Raw genomic sequence first — 16810 nt, 5'->3', positions numbered from 1 at the left:
CAGATCGAGCCGCCGCAGCGGCGCCGATGATCATCGCCCGCGGTCGTCGTCCCGCTGGCCGGCGTGGCGTGAAGCGTCGTCGGCGGCCGCGCGCCAGTCGATGCCCTGGGCCCGCAGTTGCGGATGGGACAGCAGGTGAGCCAGTTCCTCACCGTGGGCGCCGGCGCCCGGGCACGCCGACTCGGTCTCCTGGAGCAGCAGATGAGCGGTCCGTACCGATGCGGCCACCCCCAGCCCGGAAGCGTCCGGCGATTGCGGTGTGTCGCGATGCGCCACCGCGGCGATGATCGGCGGGTGCAGACCCCACAGATGCAGCAGTTCCACGCCGACGTCGCGGAACGGAACGCCGTCGCGCGTCTGAGCGGCGAGGTCCACCCCCGCGCCCCGGGCGTCGGCCACCGCGGCCAGGCAGATCAGCCGCCCCACGTCCTGCAGAAGAGCCGCGGCCTGCGCATGCGGCCGGTTGGCCGGTGAGGCGACGACCTCGACCAGGCACGCCGTCGCCACCGCATGCCGCCAAGCGGTCTCGAGGTGCCGCTCGATCGTGGGGTCCCAGGCTGTGGTGGGCTGTAACGCGCACACGGCGCCGACCACCGCTTGCACCATCGGGAGGCCCATCGAGTGGGCGATCGACTCGACCGAGGAGTTGCGTGGCCGGGAACCGAAGAACCGAGAATTCGAGAGCTGAAGCAGCTTGGCGGTCAGTCCGACATCGTGCATCGCCGTCCGCGCGGCGAGCTGCAGGTCGACGTCCGGTCCGAGAAGGGCGACGACTCGTTCAGCGTGCGCCGGCAGGGCGGGAATGGCACGGACACCGCCCGCGATGCGCCGGGCCGCTCTCTCATGGCCATGGGACGTCCGGACCAGCAGTTGCTCGATAACGGCGACCACGTCCTCGGTCGCGGACGGCTTGGTGAGGAAGCGATGGCCGGCGACCGACACGCGAATCGTCGCGTCCGGTTCGATGTGCCCGGACAACACGACCCGGCCGACCTGCGGGTGACGTTCGCTGACGTGGCTGAGCAACTCGGCGCCGTCCATGCCCGGCATCCGCATGTCGGACACGACCACGTCGCACGGCGACGTCGCGAGCAGTTCGAGGGCCTCCGCGCCACCGGGGGCGAACGACATCTCCCACGCGCCACGTTTACCACGCAGCGAGCGACGAAGTCCGTCCAGGATGGATGGCTCGTCATCGACGAACAGGACTGAGGGCTTGCTCATACCGAAACGTTCTGCTTGCCGTCGATCGGAAGCCGCAGGATGAACTCGGTACCCTCGCCGATCACCGATCGCACCCCGATCGATCCGCCGTGTTTCTCCATCACCGCGCGGGCAAGCGCGAGCCCCTGCCCGGTGCCCTTGCCGATCTCCTTGGTGGTGAAGAAGGGCTCGAAGATCGACTGCTGGATGTCCTCCGGAATGCCCGGCCCGTTGTCGGAGAATCTGATGACCGCGGCGGGGCCGTCCGTCTCCGAACTGATCCGGATCTCGCCCCGTTCATCCTTGTCCGTCAAGGCGTCGGCGGCGTTCACCAGAAGGTTGAGGAAGACCTGGTTCAGATCGCCGAGATGACACCGTACGTCGGGCAGCTCACCCAGGTGTAACGCCACATCGGCGACATACTTGACCTCGTTGCGCGCGACGGTGACGGTGGTCCGAATCGCCTCGTTCAGGTCCGCGTAAGCCGGCTCGGTGGAGTCCTTGTAGCTGAACGACTTCATCGACCGCACCAGCGACGCCACCCGCTCGGTGCCCTCCAGGCTCTGGCTGACCGCATTCGGAATCTCGATGGCGAGGTATTCGATGTCCGCCTTGAGCTCAGCCTCCTGCGCCCGCCGGATCCGCTCGTCCCAGTTCACCTCACCCGTGGTGGGCGCCATGCACGCGCGATACACCAGCAGCAGGTCCAGCATGTCCCGGTAAGCCTCGGCCAGGAACCGGGTGTTGTCCCCGACGAACTGGATGGGTGTGTTGATCTCGTGGGCCAGGCCGGCGGAAAGGCGACCCAACGATTCCAATTTCAGAGCGTGACTGGCCTCGACCTCGGCCCGTCGCGCCTCTGCATCCTTCTCGATGTCTGTGGCGATAACGATCCAGTGCTCGAGCCGGCCGTCGTCCGCGCACACCGGTGTGAAGCTCACGCTGTGCCGACGATAGGACCTGTCCGTACGCTCGATCCGGCACTCGGCAAGATACGCCGCCGGCTCGAGACAAGCGGCCGCAGAGTCGCACCGCACTGTCTCGATGTCGTCCGGATGGACCATTGATTCCCAGGGAGAGCCCTGCCGGCCGGTGTATTGCAGGGCGGGCGCATTGGTATAGACGATGTCACCAGTGACAGATGTGACCCAGGTGCCGTGGGGTACCGCGGCTGCAAGCGCCGCCATGGCGCCGCTGGGAGAAGGGAGAGCGTCCCCGGGCGATGCTCCATCACTAGCCGATGTCGGCCGAGGCGTTCGACGTCCAAACACTCGCACTCCTCAGCGACCAGGGCTGTGAGCTTTCCTATGAACCTTCGACCGGTCCCGGCCATGTCTGAGCCCTGGACCGGAACTTGCGCCCACTGCCGCTGCGAGGTGACTTCATCTCGTACGGATGCCGGCCTGTCCCGCCCGATCGGCGCGATCCTCATCTGGTCTCCTGGCCTCCGTGAAGGCGAGCAGTGCCACCTCACGTGCTGCTGACGGCGAGGGCGGCCCGCACGGTGTCCAGGCCCTCGTCCAGTGAGATGACCGGCAGGTAGCCGAGTTCGGCCCGAGCCTTGTCGGTTCGCAGCAGGCAGGGCTGGCCGAGGAACCACCGGGCCGGCACGGGAACCTCACGGGCCGCCGTCTCGGCATCCATTTCCGGGATCGGCGTGTCGACGCCGTACATGTCGAACAGGGTTTGGAGGAAGTCACGCAGGACGACGCGGCGCTCGTCGGTGACGAAATAGGCCTGCCCTGGCCGGCCTCGCCGCCAGCCGAGCATCAGACCCTCCACCGCGTTGGCGACGTGCGTGACGTTCGAGATGTGAGCGCCGTCGATCCAGGCGAACCGGCCGGCCCGGGCCGCCGCCGCCAAGCCCTCGACGAGGAAAGCGTTCGGGCCCCAGACAAACCTCGGACGGATGGATACCGTCGCCAGTTCCGGTGAGTTCGCGTCGAGCGCCAACTTCTCGGAGACGGCCTTCACCGCGCAGTAAGCGGCCGACGAGTCCGGTCGCAGTGGTGCGGTTTCATCGACCTCGATGAGTGGCTCCCCGGCCAGAAGCGCGGCTTCGCTGCCGCAGAGGACGAATCGGCTGACCGCGGCGAAGCGTGCCGCCTCAAGAGCGGCTCGGGTGCCGCCGACAGTTGTGCGTTCGTGCTGCTCGCGGGGGGCGTCGATGTCAGTCTCGGCGGCCAGGTGGAACAAGACCTCGCTGCCGGACACCGCTTCCCGCCAGGTGCTCGCGTCGCTCAATTCGCCGTGTACCGGTTCGGCGCCCAGAGCGGCCACCGTGGCCGCCGACTCCTCGCTGCGGACCAGCGCCCGGACGGTATGCCCCTCATCGAGCAGTCGTCGCACCAGAGCCTGGCCGATGAAACCTGACCCGCCCGTGACAAATGCCTGAGTCATTTACTACCTCCGGTAGATGTTCGCCCCGGCTCCCAAGGCGAGAGCCCAGGTCCTCGTCAAGGGTGAAGCACCTCCGGGCCGTCAGCCTTCCCTCCAAGACACTCATAGATCAAGGGACTCGTATAAGCTTTCCGAATGGCATCGTTGAGGGCGCTGGAGTGCCTCGTCGCCGTCGCGGCTTCTGGGTCGATCACGCAGGCGGCGGCGCTGCTGCATTCGTCGCAGCCGGCCGTCTCCCACCAACTCGCGGCGTTGGAACGCGAAGCGGGAACGGCCCTGCTCCGTCGCGAAGCCCGGGGAGTCAAACTGACTCCCGCGGGACGGGCCGCCGTCGCCGATGCCCGGCGAGCCGTGGACGCGGCCGCAGCCGCCATCAGGTCGGCGCGTGCCGTCGGTTCGGCGAGCGGGGGAAGGCTCCGGCTGGGCTGTGCGCAGAGCCTGGTGTCCGTGCTCGCCCCCGTCATCCACGAGTGGCACCGCCGTTATCCGGAGGTGGCGATCGACCTGCGCGAATCCACGTCGGCACTCCAGTTGCACGCGCTCATCGATTCCGACGAGGCCGACGTCGTGCTGATGCCCGAGGCCGTCGTTCCCGAGCGCTTCACCAACACGGTCGTCGCCGATGAGGAAGTCGTGGTGGTCACACCGGCCGATCACGCCCTGACTCGTCGGTCATCCGTACGGATACAGGAACTCGACGGCGAACGTCTGGTCCATTACGCCCCGGAGAACGGCCTCAGCACTTGGCTGGACCGATCGTTCAGCGCGGCCGGGATCCGGCCGGAAGCAGTCATGAGGACCGCGGTGACATCCTCGGCGCCCCAACTGGCCGCCGCCGGTCTCGGGATCGCGGTCTGCCCGATCAGCGCGATCAGCGCCGGCTTCGCCGGTGCCGTCCGTTCGTTCTCGCCGCGGTGGGTCCGGCAGCTGAGCGCGGTGACGTCAGCCGAGCCGGACCCGCTCGTCGCCCGGTTCATCACCAGCCTCAACCGACACGGGGTTCCCGTGCCCGCTGACGTGCGCGCCCAGCTCGCCGGCGACCCATCGAATCCATGAGGGGCGGACCCAGACGAAACGACGGTCACCTCCGGAATCGTCACCCGGACAGCTCAGTTGGACGAGAACTGAATGAGGCGTTCAGTTCCGGAGGGTCCAACCATGTCCACAGCGACGACCGCTGAACCTCAGGCCGGGGTAACGGCCAAGCTCCCCATGTCCGGTCTGCTGGCCCTGTTCACGGCGGGCTTTCTGGGGATCATCAACGAGACGATTCCCGCGGGTCTGCTGCCGGAAATGTCGAAGAGCCTGGGACTCTCGGAATCGGTCGTGGGGCAGACCGTGACGGTGTACGCGTTGGCGACAGCGCTGACAGCGATTCCGCTCAACGCACTCCTCAAGAATTGGCCACGGCGTACCGTCCTCGTATCCGCCCTGGTCATTTTCGCTGTGGCCAACGCCGTGGCCGCACTCGTCAGTAGCTTCGCCGTGCTGCTCATCGCCCGTTTCGTCGGCGGTGTCGGTGCCGGACTGATCTGGTCGAACCTCGGCGGTTACGCCGCCCGGATCGCCCCGGCGAAACTGCAGGGGCGGGCGATCGCCGTCGCCATGGCCGGCACGCCGGTTGCTCTCTCACTCGGCCTTCCGGCCGGCACCTTCTTGGGTGACGCGACCGGGTGGCAGGCGACCTTCGGGGTCGTGGCGATCGCCAGTGGCATCGTGATCGTCTGGGCTTTCGTATCGCTGCCCAACCTTTCCGGTACGCCCGAGGGCGGACACGTGCCGCTCACCGCCATCCTGCGCCGTCCCGGCGTCCCCTCGATCCTCGGGGTCGTCGCGGGATTCATCGTGGCCCACAACATCGTGTACACGTACATCGGACCGCTGGCGGTCGCCTCCGACGTGGGCAACCAGATCGAATGGGTCCTGCTGGTCTTCGGCCTCGCGGCGCTGCTCAGCATCTGGGCCACCGGAACACTGGTTGACCCGCACCACCGCCACCTGATCATCATGAGCACCGTCGCACTCGGCTTCGGAGCAATCGTCCTCGGCTTCGCCAACGTAAGCCCCGTGATCCTCTACCTCGGCGTGGCTGTGTGGGGCTTCGGGTTCGGCGGCTCCGCGACACTCTTCGTCACGGCCGGGGTGCGCGCCGCCGGGACGGACGCAATCCAGGCCATCATCGTCACGGTCTTCAACCTCAGCATCGCGGCCGGCGGCGTGTTCGGTGGCCTACTACTGGACGGGATCGGCGTCACCTCCATTCCCTGGGTTGCCCTTGCCATCACGATTCCCACCGTGCTCACGACCATTGCCGGTCGGCGACACGCCTTCCCGCACTGGCCGAAGACGCACGAGTAATAGCGCCCACCTACCTGGGTGACCTGTACCGCATTTCAAGATCTTCGTGACTGATGGCGCGCTTGGTCGTCGACCCAACATGGTTGAGGCAGTGACGGTTGTGGATCTTGCTGGTTGGGACGCGGAGCTTCGGTTTCTGAACGGACAGGTTTCTACGCACCCGTGCGGATTTTGCGTGTCCGAGGCCCAACAGGGTAGATGCACCCACGGTGCTCGCCTGGAAGGAACTGGCATGCGACTGCAGACCCCGCTCGGCCGACGTGTCCTGTTCAGCGATCTGACATGCGTCGGAATCCGTCCTGCGTGACCAGGTCGGCGGCGGACGGATTCACCCGGTTCCACAGCCGATGTGGAGTGTCGACGGCGGCGATAGGGTCGGTCCCGATATCGACGGAGGTGGACGTTGACTCCAAGATCCCGCGGTCGGGGGAGCGGTGACGGCTCCGACCCGCCCGCCCACGGTCGTGGGGGCCGAGGCCGGGGTGGTCGGCCGGGCAGTGTGCAGCAGGGTGAGGGCCGTGCCCGAGAGACGTTCCAGCGTGGGCGCCCCACGGCCGCCGGCGGCGGATCGTCGCCTGCCTCGGGGTCGCACTCGTCCGCGCCCGGCCAGCCCAAGGGTGTCCCCTACGGTTTCCGGGACTTCGGGCAGTTCCGCGAGTTCGCGACCCGGTTCCGGGATCGGATTCGTGAGGTCTACCCCGACCTTGACATGGGATTTCAGGGCAGTTCGGTCACCGGACGCAGTGCTGAAGACGGGTCGCCGTTCGACGACGGCAGGGTCAGCGACTACGACATCGCGATCAGCGGTGAGTCGGTCAACCAGGCCGCTCGTGACAATGGCGTGGAGTTCCGCGGCGACCAAGTGTCAACGGGGCCGCTCAGCGAGCGCGATCTCGAACGGCTCGGGCTTGACGACATGGTCGAAAGCGCGTCGGCCGAGACGCAACGAGTGGTTCACATCATGATTTTCCGTACGATCGAAGAGGCCGCCGACCGCAAGCCGACCATCAAGGTCTGGTTCTGAATGGAAAACACACAATGATCTACGACGTGTACGGATACGGCGAGCCCAGCCTCGGTGACCAGCCAGGCCAGCTTGCTGAGGCCCTCGGGATCGAGTGGGTCCTGCACGACAGCGACTATCGTGGCAGCTACTTCGCCGCACGCCCGCACACCGGCACCGGCAAGCTCCGGCTCCAGTCCAACGACCTGCGCGACGGCGACTACGAATACCATCAGGAACCGGACTTTCCGGAGTACCGCTACCTGTTGTTCGTCGACAAGTTCGACCGCCCCGACGAGGTGAGGACCAAGTTGAGTTCTCTCCCGCAATGGCGGTTCCTCTATCGCAGCGTCGTGGAGTAGTAGCTGATGCGGCTGATCGACACCCGGCCGCAACGGCTGGCAACGGTTTCCTACCGGGCGGCAGGTCCCGGCGGCGTCCCGCAGCATGTGCAGCTCGGCGTCGAGCGGCTGAGGGTCGACAAGCTTCCGGATGGCTGTGATGCGCTGGTCGCCGCCGGGGATCTGCAGGGAGTGGCGCCGTCGCCACTGGGCGGCGACCCGGTGTTGCTCGGCATCTCGCTCGCCGATTACCTGGCCGTGTGGGCAGAAAGCGAGCTGCTGCCACCGGCCGACCGGGTGGGCGTCCTGCTCACCGGCGATCTGTACTCGGCGCCCGGCGCCGACCGGCGCGGCGTCTCCGGCGCGGTCCTCGATGTCTGGCTGGCCTTCGCCGCCGCCGGCTGCCCCGTGGTGCTGGGTGTGGCCGGCAACCACGACGAGGTGACCGCCGCCGAGGTGGCGGATCTCGGCCCGGACGTGGCGTTGCTGGACGGAGAACGTCGTGACGTCGGCGGTGTCACGGTCGCCGGGGTGTCGGGGATCATCGGTGACCCCGAGCGTGCTCTGCGGCGTACGGAAAAAGACTTTCTTGATCTTGTCAGGAAGCTCACCACACCGCTTCCGGACGTGCTGCTCCTGCACGAAGGACCAACGGGGGACCGGGCCGGCCAGCTCGGCCGGGCGGCGGTGCGCAGTGCACTGGAACGGCGAGCGCCGGCGCTGACGCTCTGCGGACATGTGCACTGGACCGATCCGGTGGCCGCCCTCGGCGATGGTCACATCGTCAACCTCGACGCCCGGGCGGTCGTATTCATGACGTGAGCCATTTGTGCTGCTCGTTGTAGGATTCGACACATGTCCGAGGTTTCCGACACCCAGGCGTTCCTGGATCCGGACGCGTCCCGCGAGTATCTGCGGTCGTGGAAGGAGAACGTCGACCGGGCAGCCGCGCGGGCCGCAGCCATGGCCGAGCAGATGGAACGGCTGCGCGTCACCGCGAAGGACGCCAACGGCCTGGCCGAGGTCACCATCAACTCCGCCGGGGTGATGGTCGACCTGAAGCTGACCAGCCGCATCAACCGGCTGGCGCCGGAAGTGGTGGCCCAGGGCGTGATGAGCGCGCTGAGCGGGGCCCGGGCCAGAGCCGCCGACCGGGCACACGACATCGCGGTGGAAACGATGGGACCCGACTCGCTCTCGGCGCGCACCACCGCGGACAGGATGCGCCAAGCCCTGGAGCGGCCCGGTGCCGTCCCGCCGACCGACGAGGACGAGCCGAACCAGAGGGGGCGCTGACATGTCGGATGACTTGCAGGTGGACTCGTCCCAACTGCTCCGGCACGCCAACAACGTGCGATCGGTGAGCGACCAGCTCGCGGCGATCAAGAGCGCGAGCAGCGCCATCTCGCAGGACGACAGCGCCTACGGCCTGCTGTGCGGCTGGATCTCGGCGATTCTCGAGCGCCGGCATGCGGGTCAGGACGATCTTTACTCGTACGTGGGGGAGAACCTGCGACTCCTGGCCGATGCCCTCGACGCGACCGCCCAGGACTATGACGCCGCCGATCACAATGCGAAGAACACCATCAGGGTCGCGGGTGGCCTGAGCTGACCATGGTGTCGAACTCCTCCTTGGTTGCCTCGTCGACGACCACCCGGACCGCGTACACCGGCATCTCGCTCGTCGATGGCTTCCAGGGCCTTCAGCAGGCGGTGCAGGGTGGAAGCTGGGTCGACGGCCTGCTTGCCGGCGGCGCCTTCGTTGGTGACGCCGCGGCGACCGTCATCGACCCCTTCAGCGCGCTGCTGGCCAACGGGCTGGGCTGGGCGATGGAACACTTCGAGCCGCTGCGTGAGATTCTCGACAAGCTCGCCGGCATCCCCGACAAGGTCACGGCTCATGCACAGACGTGGGCCAACATGGCCGGCGCACTCCAGAACATGGCCGAAGACCTGCGGGCGGGTCTCGCCGCCGACCTGCCCGACTGGGGCGGCACCGCGGCCGGCGCGTACCGCTCGATGATGACCAACAATGTGGATGGCCTGGGCGGTCTGGCGGTGCTGGCCGACACCATGTCGGCCGCCACCCAGGCTGCGGGCAACCTGGTCCAATTCACCAGAGACATCGTCCGCGATCTGATCTGCGACCTGGTGGCCCGGGTGATCGTGTGGGCGGCCGAGGCCCTCCTGATCGTCACCATCCCGGTGGTCGCGGCGCAGATCATCGCGGCGGTGGCCAAGTGGTGCGGCCGTATCTTCGGCTACACCGGCGCCCTCATCACCAGCCTTGAAAACCTGACCACTCTGATGGAAGCCTGAATCCAGGAACAGCCAGCAGCGTTGACGCCCTGGTCACCGTCAGGGCATCAGCATGGATTCCGTCGCGGTGCAAAAGACCCGGGTGGCGCGTAGCGGCGGGCCTCGGACGTGTTGCGCGCGAAGGAGCAGACAACTCTGCCCGAAAGCCTGACTCAGAGGCTCCTGCGGAGGGCATCCGAGCCTTCGACTCTGGGTGAACAGCGCGGCAACGTGAGCGCGAGGGTGAATCGAGGCCACGAGATGGGGCAAAGCTCGAAGCATCGACGACCGGCGTTGATCGGGATGGCAGTTCGCATTCTCCGATCGGAGGTGACGGATGGACGCGGCCCGCTCGGCGCCACCGCCCAAGCGCCGGCCTCCTGAACGCGCACCTTCGCAGAGCATCGAGAATCGACTTGAAGTCCAATCCGCTGGAGCGCCGCACACTCCGGGGTTGCTTTTGAATCTTCAGCGGACGGCCGGAAACCTCGCTGTCTCCAGACTTGTCAAACCACCATCATCACAGGGGTCGTCGGATCCACCGGGTATCAGCGACACGGCGATTGTGCAGCGGCAGGACAAACCAGAAGACCCGACGACGACGCTGAAGAGCCAGATCAGCCACGGCGAGTTCCGGCCTGCGCTCGAGTACCTCAACGGGCGATCGATGGCGGACATGCTTGAACGGCTCGGCGCCCTGGGCTTCGCTGACCTCAGCTATCTGCTGGCCAACCTCGGAGCGGCGGCAGGGCTTGGGCCGGCGTCAACGGCTCGGCTGGAGACCGCGATCCGAGCCATCGGACTGCGGTCCACCGGCACCAGCGCGGAGTTGCTCACCCCCATGCTCGACGCCATGGGCAGGTCCGGCGTCCGGAAGATCTCCGATCAGCTCGAGGCGCTGCGTCGCCACGTACCGGTCCCGCCGGGCGGATGGGAGACTGCGGTTCAGGCGCAACTCGGAATGACTCGTTACGGCCCGTTCCTCGACCTGCCGGCCGCGGATGCCGCCTTCCGCATCCTCGACTTCGCACCGGACCAGCAACTCAGTCTGGTTCTGAGGCAGTTGGAACAGGCACAGTTGCGCTTCCTGATCACCAATAACCGCGCGGCCGACCGCTACGACGGCGAGCGCATCAAACAGTCCCTCGACTCGACGTGGCGGCAGCGGTTTCCGATGGCGGAAGCGCCATGGCCCAAGGCCACCGCCACGGCGGGACTAGACGTCGCCGGGATGTCCGCGATGGACAAGCTGGCCGAGGCGATCCGGCGTGCGGAGAAGTTTGGCGGAGAAGAACTCCAAGGCAAACTCGCCGAACTCCTCACGCCGTCGTCACTCGCGTTCATGGCGGCTACCATGATCATATTCGCGGTGTTGGAAGGATCCACGGCCGGCGCCGCCGGCGTCGCCCTCGTCGCGCTGTCTGCGCTGCTGATCGGACCAGCAGTCCTTCAGGTCGCCAACGACATCAACGGATTTCTCAGTACCGCTCTCGGTGCCCGCGACGAGACCGACCTCGACCGGGCCGGCCAGTTCTTCGCCCGAGCCGCGATCTCCATCAGCGTGGACATCCTCATCGCAGTGCTCCTGCACAAACCCACGAAGGCGGCGACCCCGAAGATCCAGGCCGGCGCCAAGAGCGCCGTCGATTTCCTGAAGGGCCCCAAAGACCCACCCGCCGGTGGGCTGACACCTGCCCTAGCTGTGGCCGGGGACGGAACACCCCGCTTCGTGCAGGCCCCAGCCGAACGCTTCAAACCCTCACCGGCTGCGGAAACCACGCACCAGACCACCGGCTCAGGCGTCTACACGGCCACCGCCGAGGCCGCCCGGCCTTCCCTCGCCGCCATGGGCATGGACGCCGCGAGACAAGATGCGCTGCTGGCTGGCGCCTCCGTCATGTACGAGACAGCGAATGGCGTGATCTGTATCGCCCAGATCGTCCAAGGACGGCTTCGAGTCGGCATCTTCAGCATCAACATCAAGAACGACCCGGCGGCCGCCGTTCGCGGCTTCGCCTCTTTCCGCGGACCCGCCCGCGCTGCTGCTCGAGCCCTCCAGGTTCCCGAGTACGAAATGTTCGGGGCGGCCATCGTCAATTCCGAGATCGAAGCCATGCTGCTACGGCAAGGATTTGCGAAATCGACCGAGACCGTTCCCGAGGCCTTCGGTCTCGGACCCTCCACCCAGGTCGAGATCCTCACGAAGCGCTTCCCCGTACGCTGACACCTCAACCTGCCCAACTTCGAAGCGGCTGATCTTCCACAAGGCATGGCGTGCATACATCGATCGTGGTTGAATTCCTGAAACGTTCCAAGCGTGGAAGGATCCCCCCATGCGTGCACCCGCTCGGGCCATCCGATCGCTCCTCGTCGTCGCTGTCAGCCTGCTGATCTCCGTCGCCGGCGTTCCGGTCGCCGCTGTGGCGGCGGCCGCCGGAGGGCCGGCGGTCCACCTTGCGTTGTTGCAGGTGGAGCGCAAGACGCAGCCGGTGGGTATCGACGTCGCGCAGCCGCGGTTCTCGTGGATCGTGAAGTCCGATCGCCGCGGTGTCGAGCAGGTGTCGTGGCGGGTGCGTGTGGCGACCAGCAGGTCCCGCCTCGACGCCGGCCGGCTGGTGTGGGACAGCGGCCGGACGGTCTCAGCCCGGTCCTTCGACGTGGCGTACGCCGGGCCCGCCCTCGCCGCCGCCACCGACTACGTCTGGCGCGTGGACGTCACCACCACCAAGGGCGCCGCGAGCGCCGTCAGCCGGTTCCGCACCGGACTGTACGACCTGGGGGACTGGGCCGGCAGCTCCTGGATCGGCAACGCCCGCGCCGGCGACACCGACCAACTGGACCTCGGCGGGGCTTCCTGGATCTGGACACCGGAGGCGACGACGCCGGTCGCGCCCGCGGAACCGCGCGCGTTCCGCACCGTACGCGTCTCACCGGCGGGCCGGGCCGCCCGGACGGCCGAAATTCTGATCACCGCAGACGACCTGTATCGGCTGTGGGTCAACGGCTCGCTGGTCGGCGAGACCCAGGGCGCCGTGAACGAGTGGCAGCAGTCGCGGCTGTTCCGGGTCGGCCTCGACGCGTCCCGCAACGTGTTCGCGATCCGCACCGACAACGGCGCCGGATCGCCGGCCGGCCTGGTGGCCAAGGTCCGGATCACCTACACCGACGGCAGCACGTCGGTGTTCACCACCGGCACGGACTGGGTGGCGAGCAGGACCGCTCCGGCCGGGTTCGAGGCGCCGTCGTTCGACGACAGCGCCTGGGGCGCCGCGGTAGTCCAGGCGCCGTACGGCCAGGGCCCGTGGGGCGGCAATGTGCGCGCGCCGCAGGCGGAGGTGCGCCCGGCGCCGTTGCTGCGCAAAGAGTTCGCGGTCGACGGCAAACTCGCCGACGCGACCCTCTACTACGCCGCCGGCGGCTACGCCGAGGTGGCCCTCAACGGCGCCGCGATCGACGACGGGGTGCTCTCGCCGGGCTTCACCGACTACGACGACACCGTCCAGTACGCCGCCGTCGACGTCACCAAACAGGTCGTGCGGGGCGCCAACGCGATCGGCATGGAGCTCGGCCGCGGGTTCTACGGCATGACCGGCGGCAACGTGTGGCGATGGCAGTTGCCGCCGTGGCACGACGAGCCGGTGGTCCGCGCCGTCCTTCACCTGGAGTACGCCGACGGCCGCACCGAGAACATCGTCACGGACGACTCGTGGTCCATCGCCGACGGGCCCACGGTCTTCGACGATCTCTATGCCGGCGAGACGTACGACGCCCGCGAGGCCCAGAACGGCTACGACACGGCCGGCTTCGACGACCGGTCCTGGGCGGCGGCGAGCGAGGTCGGCGGGCCGAAGGGCGTGCTCGTCCATCAGCGTCAGCAGCCGATCCGGGTGACCGAGTCGCTGCCCGCCGTCGAGGTCACGCAGCCGGCGTCCGGTGTCTGGGTGGTGAAGTTCCCGCGGGTGCTCGCCGGCTGGGTGAGGTTCACCGCCCAGGGCCCGGCCGGCGTGACCATCCGCGCGCAGTACGGCGAGAAGCTGCTCGCCAACGGCCGGGTGAACTTCTCCAACAACGGCAACTTCGGGTCCGGCTTCCAGACCGACCGGTTCGTCCTGGCCGGTGCCGGCGTCCCGGAGTCGTGGCAGTCCCGCTTCTCCTACAAGGGTTTCCAGTACATCGAGGTGACCGGCTGGCCCGGCGGCGGCCCGCCGCCGCTGCACGCGTTCACCGCCCAGGCGGTGCACACCGACGCGGCCGAGACCGGCTCGTTCGCCAGCTCGGACGCGACCATGAACCAGACCCACCGCGCGGTCGTGGACACGCTGAAGAACAACATCCACGGCATCCCGACCGACACCCCGATGTTCGAGAAGAACGGCTGGACCGGCGACGCGGCGGTCGGCGCCGAGATGTTCATGATGAACCTCGACGTGCATGAGCTGTTCGCGAAGTGGATGCGCGACGTCCACGAGACCCCGTGACTCCAACGGCGCGCCGCTGGTGATCGCCCCCAGCTCGGGTGACTGGGGTCAGTGGGGCGTGAACCCGCCCTGGCATTCGGCGTACGTGATGATCCCCTGGTTGCTCTACCAGTACGGCGGCGACGAGCGCGTGCTGACCGAGCTCTACGACGGCATGAAGGGGTACGTCGACCTCGAGTTCGGCCGGTCGTCGGACGGCATCGTGGCCAATCCGCGGCTGGGTGACTGGGTCAGCCCGGAGGCCAGCCCGGACGGCGGCAACGCCCCGGAGGACGTCCGCGTCTCCGGCACGGCGTACCTGTACGCGATGTTGTCCACGATGGAGCGTTCCGCCCGCCATCTCGGCCGGTCGGCCGATGCCGCCGCGTTCGCCGGCCACGCCGCCGTCGTGAAGACCGCGTTCAACAACACCTTCCTGAACCGCGCCGAGGGCTATTACCGCGGCAACGGCGATCGCGGTTACCGGCAGACGCACAACGTGCTGGCGCTCGCCTTCGGGCTGACACCCGACGACGCCACGGCGAGGCGGGTGGCCGACAGCATCGTCGCGGACATCAGGGCCAAGGGTACGCATCTGAACACCGGCGTCCTGGGCACGAAGTACCTCCTGCCGGTGCTGACCGACGCGGGCTACGCCGACGTCGCGTTGCAGCTCGCCCGGCAGACGACCTACCCGTCCTGGGGCTACATGATCGAAAACGGCGCCACCACGATGTGGGAGCACTGGGCGCTCGAGGCACGGTCACGTGGCCACTACTTCCTCGGCACCGTCGACGACTGGTTCTTCCACTCGGTGGCCGGCATCCGGGCATCGAAGGAGACCGGATATCGCGACCTCACCATCGCGCCCCAGGTGACCGGGCAACTCGACTGGGCGAAGGCGACCACGCAGACGCCGTACGGCCCGGTGACCAGCGATTGGAAACGCACCGGCCGTACGCTGCGGCTCGCCGTGACGGTGCCGGTCGGCGCCCGGACCACCGTCGAGCTGCCCGCGCGGAACGTGTGGGCGGTCACCGAGAGCGGGGGACCGGTCGGGAAGGCGGAGGGCGTCCGGACCGTACGGCAGGGCGACGGCACGGTTTCCGTCGAGGTCGGCTCCGGCCGCTACACGTTCGTCGTCGACGAGCGGCACGAGCCGGCGGGCGCCGTGGTCGACCGCACCGACGAGCTGACCGCGGTCGTCGACGAGCTCCGCGCCGCCGGGACGTTGAGTGATCAGCAGGCGCGGCAGCTGCGCCGCCACGCCACGGCGGCGCGCGGGCAGGCCGTCGGGTCGCTCGAGCGCACCGGTCTCGCCGCCGCCCGGGACCTGGCCGCGGCGCAGCGGCAGATCGAGGCGTTCGACGCCGCCGCACCCGCACAGGAACGGCTGGACGCCGCGGTGACCGCCGTCCGTGAAGCGCTCGGCGCAGCCGTCGCCGGCCTTCTCGCGCTCGACCTCACCGTCACGTCCTCCGGCGCCGTCCTGCCCGACGACACCGCCACGGTGACGGTCACGGTCGCGAACCGCGGCCGCGGCCGCCTCGACGACGTGCGCGCCGCCGTCAGCGGGCTGCCCGACGGCTGGACGGTCGACCCGGCCGGCGCGCGGCTCACCGACCGCCTGCGTCCCGGCGGATCGGCCGCGGGGAACTTCGCCGTCGGTGTCCCGATAGGGCAGCGGCCCGGTCCGGCCGGCGGCGCCGCCGTGGCCACGTACGTCTTCGAGGACGCGACGTTCTCGCTGGCGAAACCCGTCACGCTGACCGTCGGTTCGCCGGTGGTCATCGACTCCGTGACGCCCACGCCGGCTCAGACCCGCCCCGGACAGCCGGTCACCGTGAGCGCCGTCCTCCGCAACGTCGGACGCGCCGCCGTCGAGGGCCGGGCCGAGCTCGACGCGCCGCCCGGCTGGAGCGTGTCCGCACCGTCGACGACGACCGTGCCGGCCGGGCAGTCCCGGACCGTGACCTGGACGGTTGGAGTGCCACGCGACGCCCGGCAGGCGGTCGAGGACGTGACGCTGACGGCGCGCGTACTCGTCGGCGGCGCGACTCTCGCCACCGGCGCCGGCGCCCTCCAGGTTGCCATCGCGCCGAGCGTGGCCGACGCGATCGACCACATCGACCTGGGCGAGTCCGCGTCGGAGCAGGCGCACCGCCTGACCGCGTCGCCCTCCTCGGGCACCAGCGTGGAGTCCGGCCTGACCCGCCGATACGCCGGCCATCTGACCCCGTTCTCGCAGTTCGAGTTCGACATGGCGGTGACGCCCGGCCGGCCGTTCGTGGTCCGGGCGGTCGAGACCTACGACAGGGCACAGATCAAGCGCTACAAGGTGTACGTCGACGGCGCCGAGGTGCTGCTCCGCACCTTCGACCACGGCGGCGGGGCCGGGACGGAGACCCACGAGTTCGTGGCGCCCGCCGCGCTCGCCGCCGCCGACGGCACCGTCCGGGTCCGCTTCGAGAACCAGGGCGACCCGGCCTTCTACGATCCGTCGATCGCCGACGTCTGGACCCTCCTCGATTGAGTACACCCGGTCATGGCTGCTGATCGAGGAACGTCCGGACCTGCGGCACCAGCACGGCCACCGGCTCCTGGGCGTCCAGCAGCAGCCTGCGCAGCCGTGCCGCGAGATCGAGGTGCCCGGACCAGAACTCGGCCGGCGCCCGCAGGACCGCCGCCAGCAGGTCGCCGGGTTGTACGCCAGCACAACGGGGATGACTCAGCTCATCGCCAACCTGCAC

Annotated in this window: 15 protein-coding genes; 11 read left to right on the top strand and 4 right to left on the bottom strand. The window is 68.4% G+C overall.

Annotated features, from left to right (window positions below; genetic code table 11):
• Positions 1-30: 30 nt before the first annotated feature.
• From AB0M54_RS38440 to AB0M54_RS38430, 3 genes are all read right to left on the bottom strand, one after another.
• A complete protein-coding gene (locus tag AB0M54_RS38440; protein ID WP_364326408.1) occupies positions 31-1224 on the bottom strand; it encodes a response regulator in 1194 nt (397 codons plus the stop codon).
• Positions 1221-2390 (bottom strand): PAS domain-containing sensor histidine kinase, encoded by a 1170-nt coding sequence (locus AB0M54_RS38435; RefSeq protein ID WP_364476855.1) that lies wholly within the window; start codon positions 2388-2390, stop codon positions 1221-1223. The genes AB0M54_RS38440 and AB0M54_RS38435 overlap by 4 nt, the downstream gene beginning before the upstream one ends.
• A 283-nt stretch (positions 2391-2673) precedes the next feature.
• On the bottom strand, positions 2674-3603 hold the full coding sequence (locus AB0M54_RS38430; protein ID WP_364476853.1) for an NAD-dependent epimerase/dehydratase family protein: 930 nt from the start codon (positions 3601-3603) through the stop codon (positions 2674-2676).
• Between the two features lie 135 nt (positions 3604-3738).
• On the opposite strand from AB0M54_RS38430, the gene AB0M54_RS38425 reads away from it, so the two are divergent.
• The 11 genes from AB0M54_RS38425 (at position 3739) to AB0M54_RS38375 (ending at position 16593) form a co-directional block, all read left to right on the top strand.
• Positions 3739-4659, top strand: coding sequence for a LysR family transcriptional regulator (locus AB0M54_RS38425; protein WP_364326399.1), 921 nt, complete (start codon positions 3739-3741; stop codon positions 4657-4659).
• Positions 4660-4761: 102 nt separating this feature from the next.
• Positions 4762-5961 carry an MFS transporter gene (locus tag AB0M54_RS38420; protein WP_364326396.1) on the top strand — a complete coding sequence of 400 codons (1200 nt, stop codon included), beginning with the start codon at positions 4762-4764 and terminating at the stop codon, positions 5959-5961.
• A 499-nt stretch (positions 5962-6460) separates the two neighbouring features.
• Positions 6461-6985: a hypothetical protein gene (locus AB0M54_RS38415; RefSeq protein ID WP_364326393.1), complete on the top strand. Its 525-nt coding sequence runs from the start codon at positions 6461-6463 to the stop codon at positions 6983-6985.
• Positions 6986-6999: 14 nt separating this feature from the next.
• Entirely contained in the window at positions 7000-7326 is a 327-nt protein-coding gene (locus tag AB0M54_RS38410; protein ID WP_364326391.1) for a hypothetical protein, read from the top strand.
• 6 nt (positions 7327-7332) lie between these two features.
• Positions 7333-8127: a metallophosphoesterase gene (locus AB0M54_RS38405; RefSeq protein ID WP_364476851.1), complete on the top strand. Its 795-nt coding sequence runs from the start codon at positions 7333-7335 to the stop codon at positions 8125-8127.
• Between the two features lie 33 nt (positions 8128-8160).
• Entirely contained in the window at positions 8161-8601 is a 441-nt protein-coding gene (locus AB0M54_RS38400) for a YbaB/EbfC family nucleoid-associated protein (protein ID WP_364476849.1), read from the top strand.
• A gap of 1 nt (position 8602) precedes the next feature.
• Entirely contained in the window at positions 8603-8917 is a 315-nt protein-coding gene (locus tag AB0M54_RS38395) for a type VII secretion target (RefSeq protein ID WP_364326383.1), read from the top strand.
• Between the two features lie 2 nt (positions 8918-8919).
• The gene (locus AB0M54_RS38390; RefSeq protein WP_364326380.1) at positions 8920-9624 is read left to right on the top strand and encodes a hypothetical protein; all 705 of its coding nucleotides are present in this window, start codon (positions 8920-8922) and stop codon (positions 9622-9624) included.
• A 544-nt stretch (positions 9625-10168) separates the two neighbouring features.
• Complete coding sequence (locus AB0M54_RS38385; RefSeq protein WP_364476847.1) at positions 10169-11827, top strand: hypothetical protein; 1659 nt, start codon at positions 10169-10171, stop codon at positions 11825-11827.
• A gap of 109 nt (positions 11828-11936) precedes the next feature.
• On the top strand, positions 11937-14081 hold the full coding sequence (locus tag AB0M54_RS38380; RefSeq protein ID WP_364476845.1) for a family 78 glycoside hydrolase catalytic domain: 2145 nt from the start codon (positions 11937-11939) through the stop codon (positions 14079-14081).
• 19 nt (positions 14082-14100) lie between these two features.
• Positions 14101-16593, top strand: coding sequence for an alpha-L-rhamnosidase C-terminal domain-containing protein (locus AB0M54_RS38375; RefSeq protein WP_364476843.1), 2493 nt, complete (start codon positions 14101-14103; stop codon positions 16591-16593).
• Between the two features lie 10 nt (positions 16594-16603).
• On the opposite strand, the gene AB0M54_RS38370 is transcribed toward AB0M54_RS38375, so the two are convergent.
• Positions 16604-16810: a hypothetical protein gene (locus AB0M54_RS38370; protein ID WP_364326372.1), complete on the bottom strand. Its 207-nt coding sequence runs from the start codon at positions 16808-16810 to the stop codon at positions 16604-16606.

This window comes from Actinoplanes sp. NPDC051470, from assembly GCF_040682035.1.
In the GTDB taxonomy this organism is placed as follows: Bacteria; Actinomycetota; Actinomycetes; order Mycobacteriales; family Micromonosporaceae; genus Actinoplanes.
This window is presented reverse-complemented; position numbering and strand designations above follow the sequence as displayed.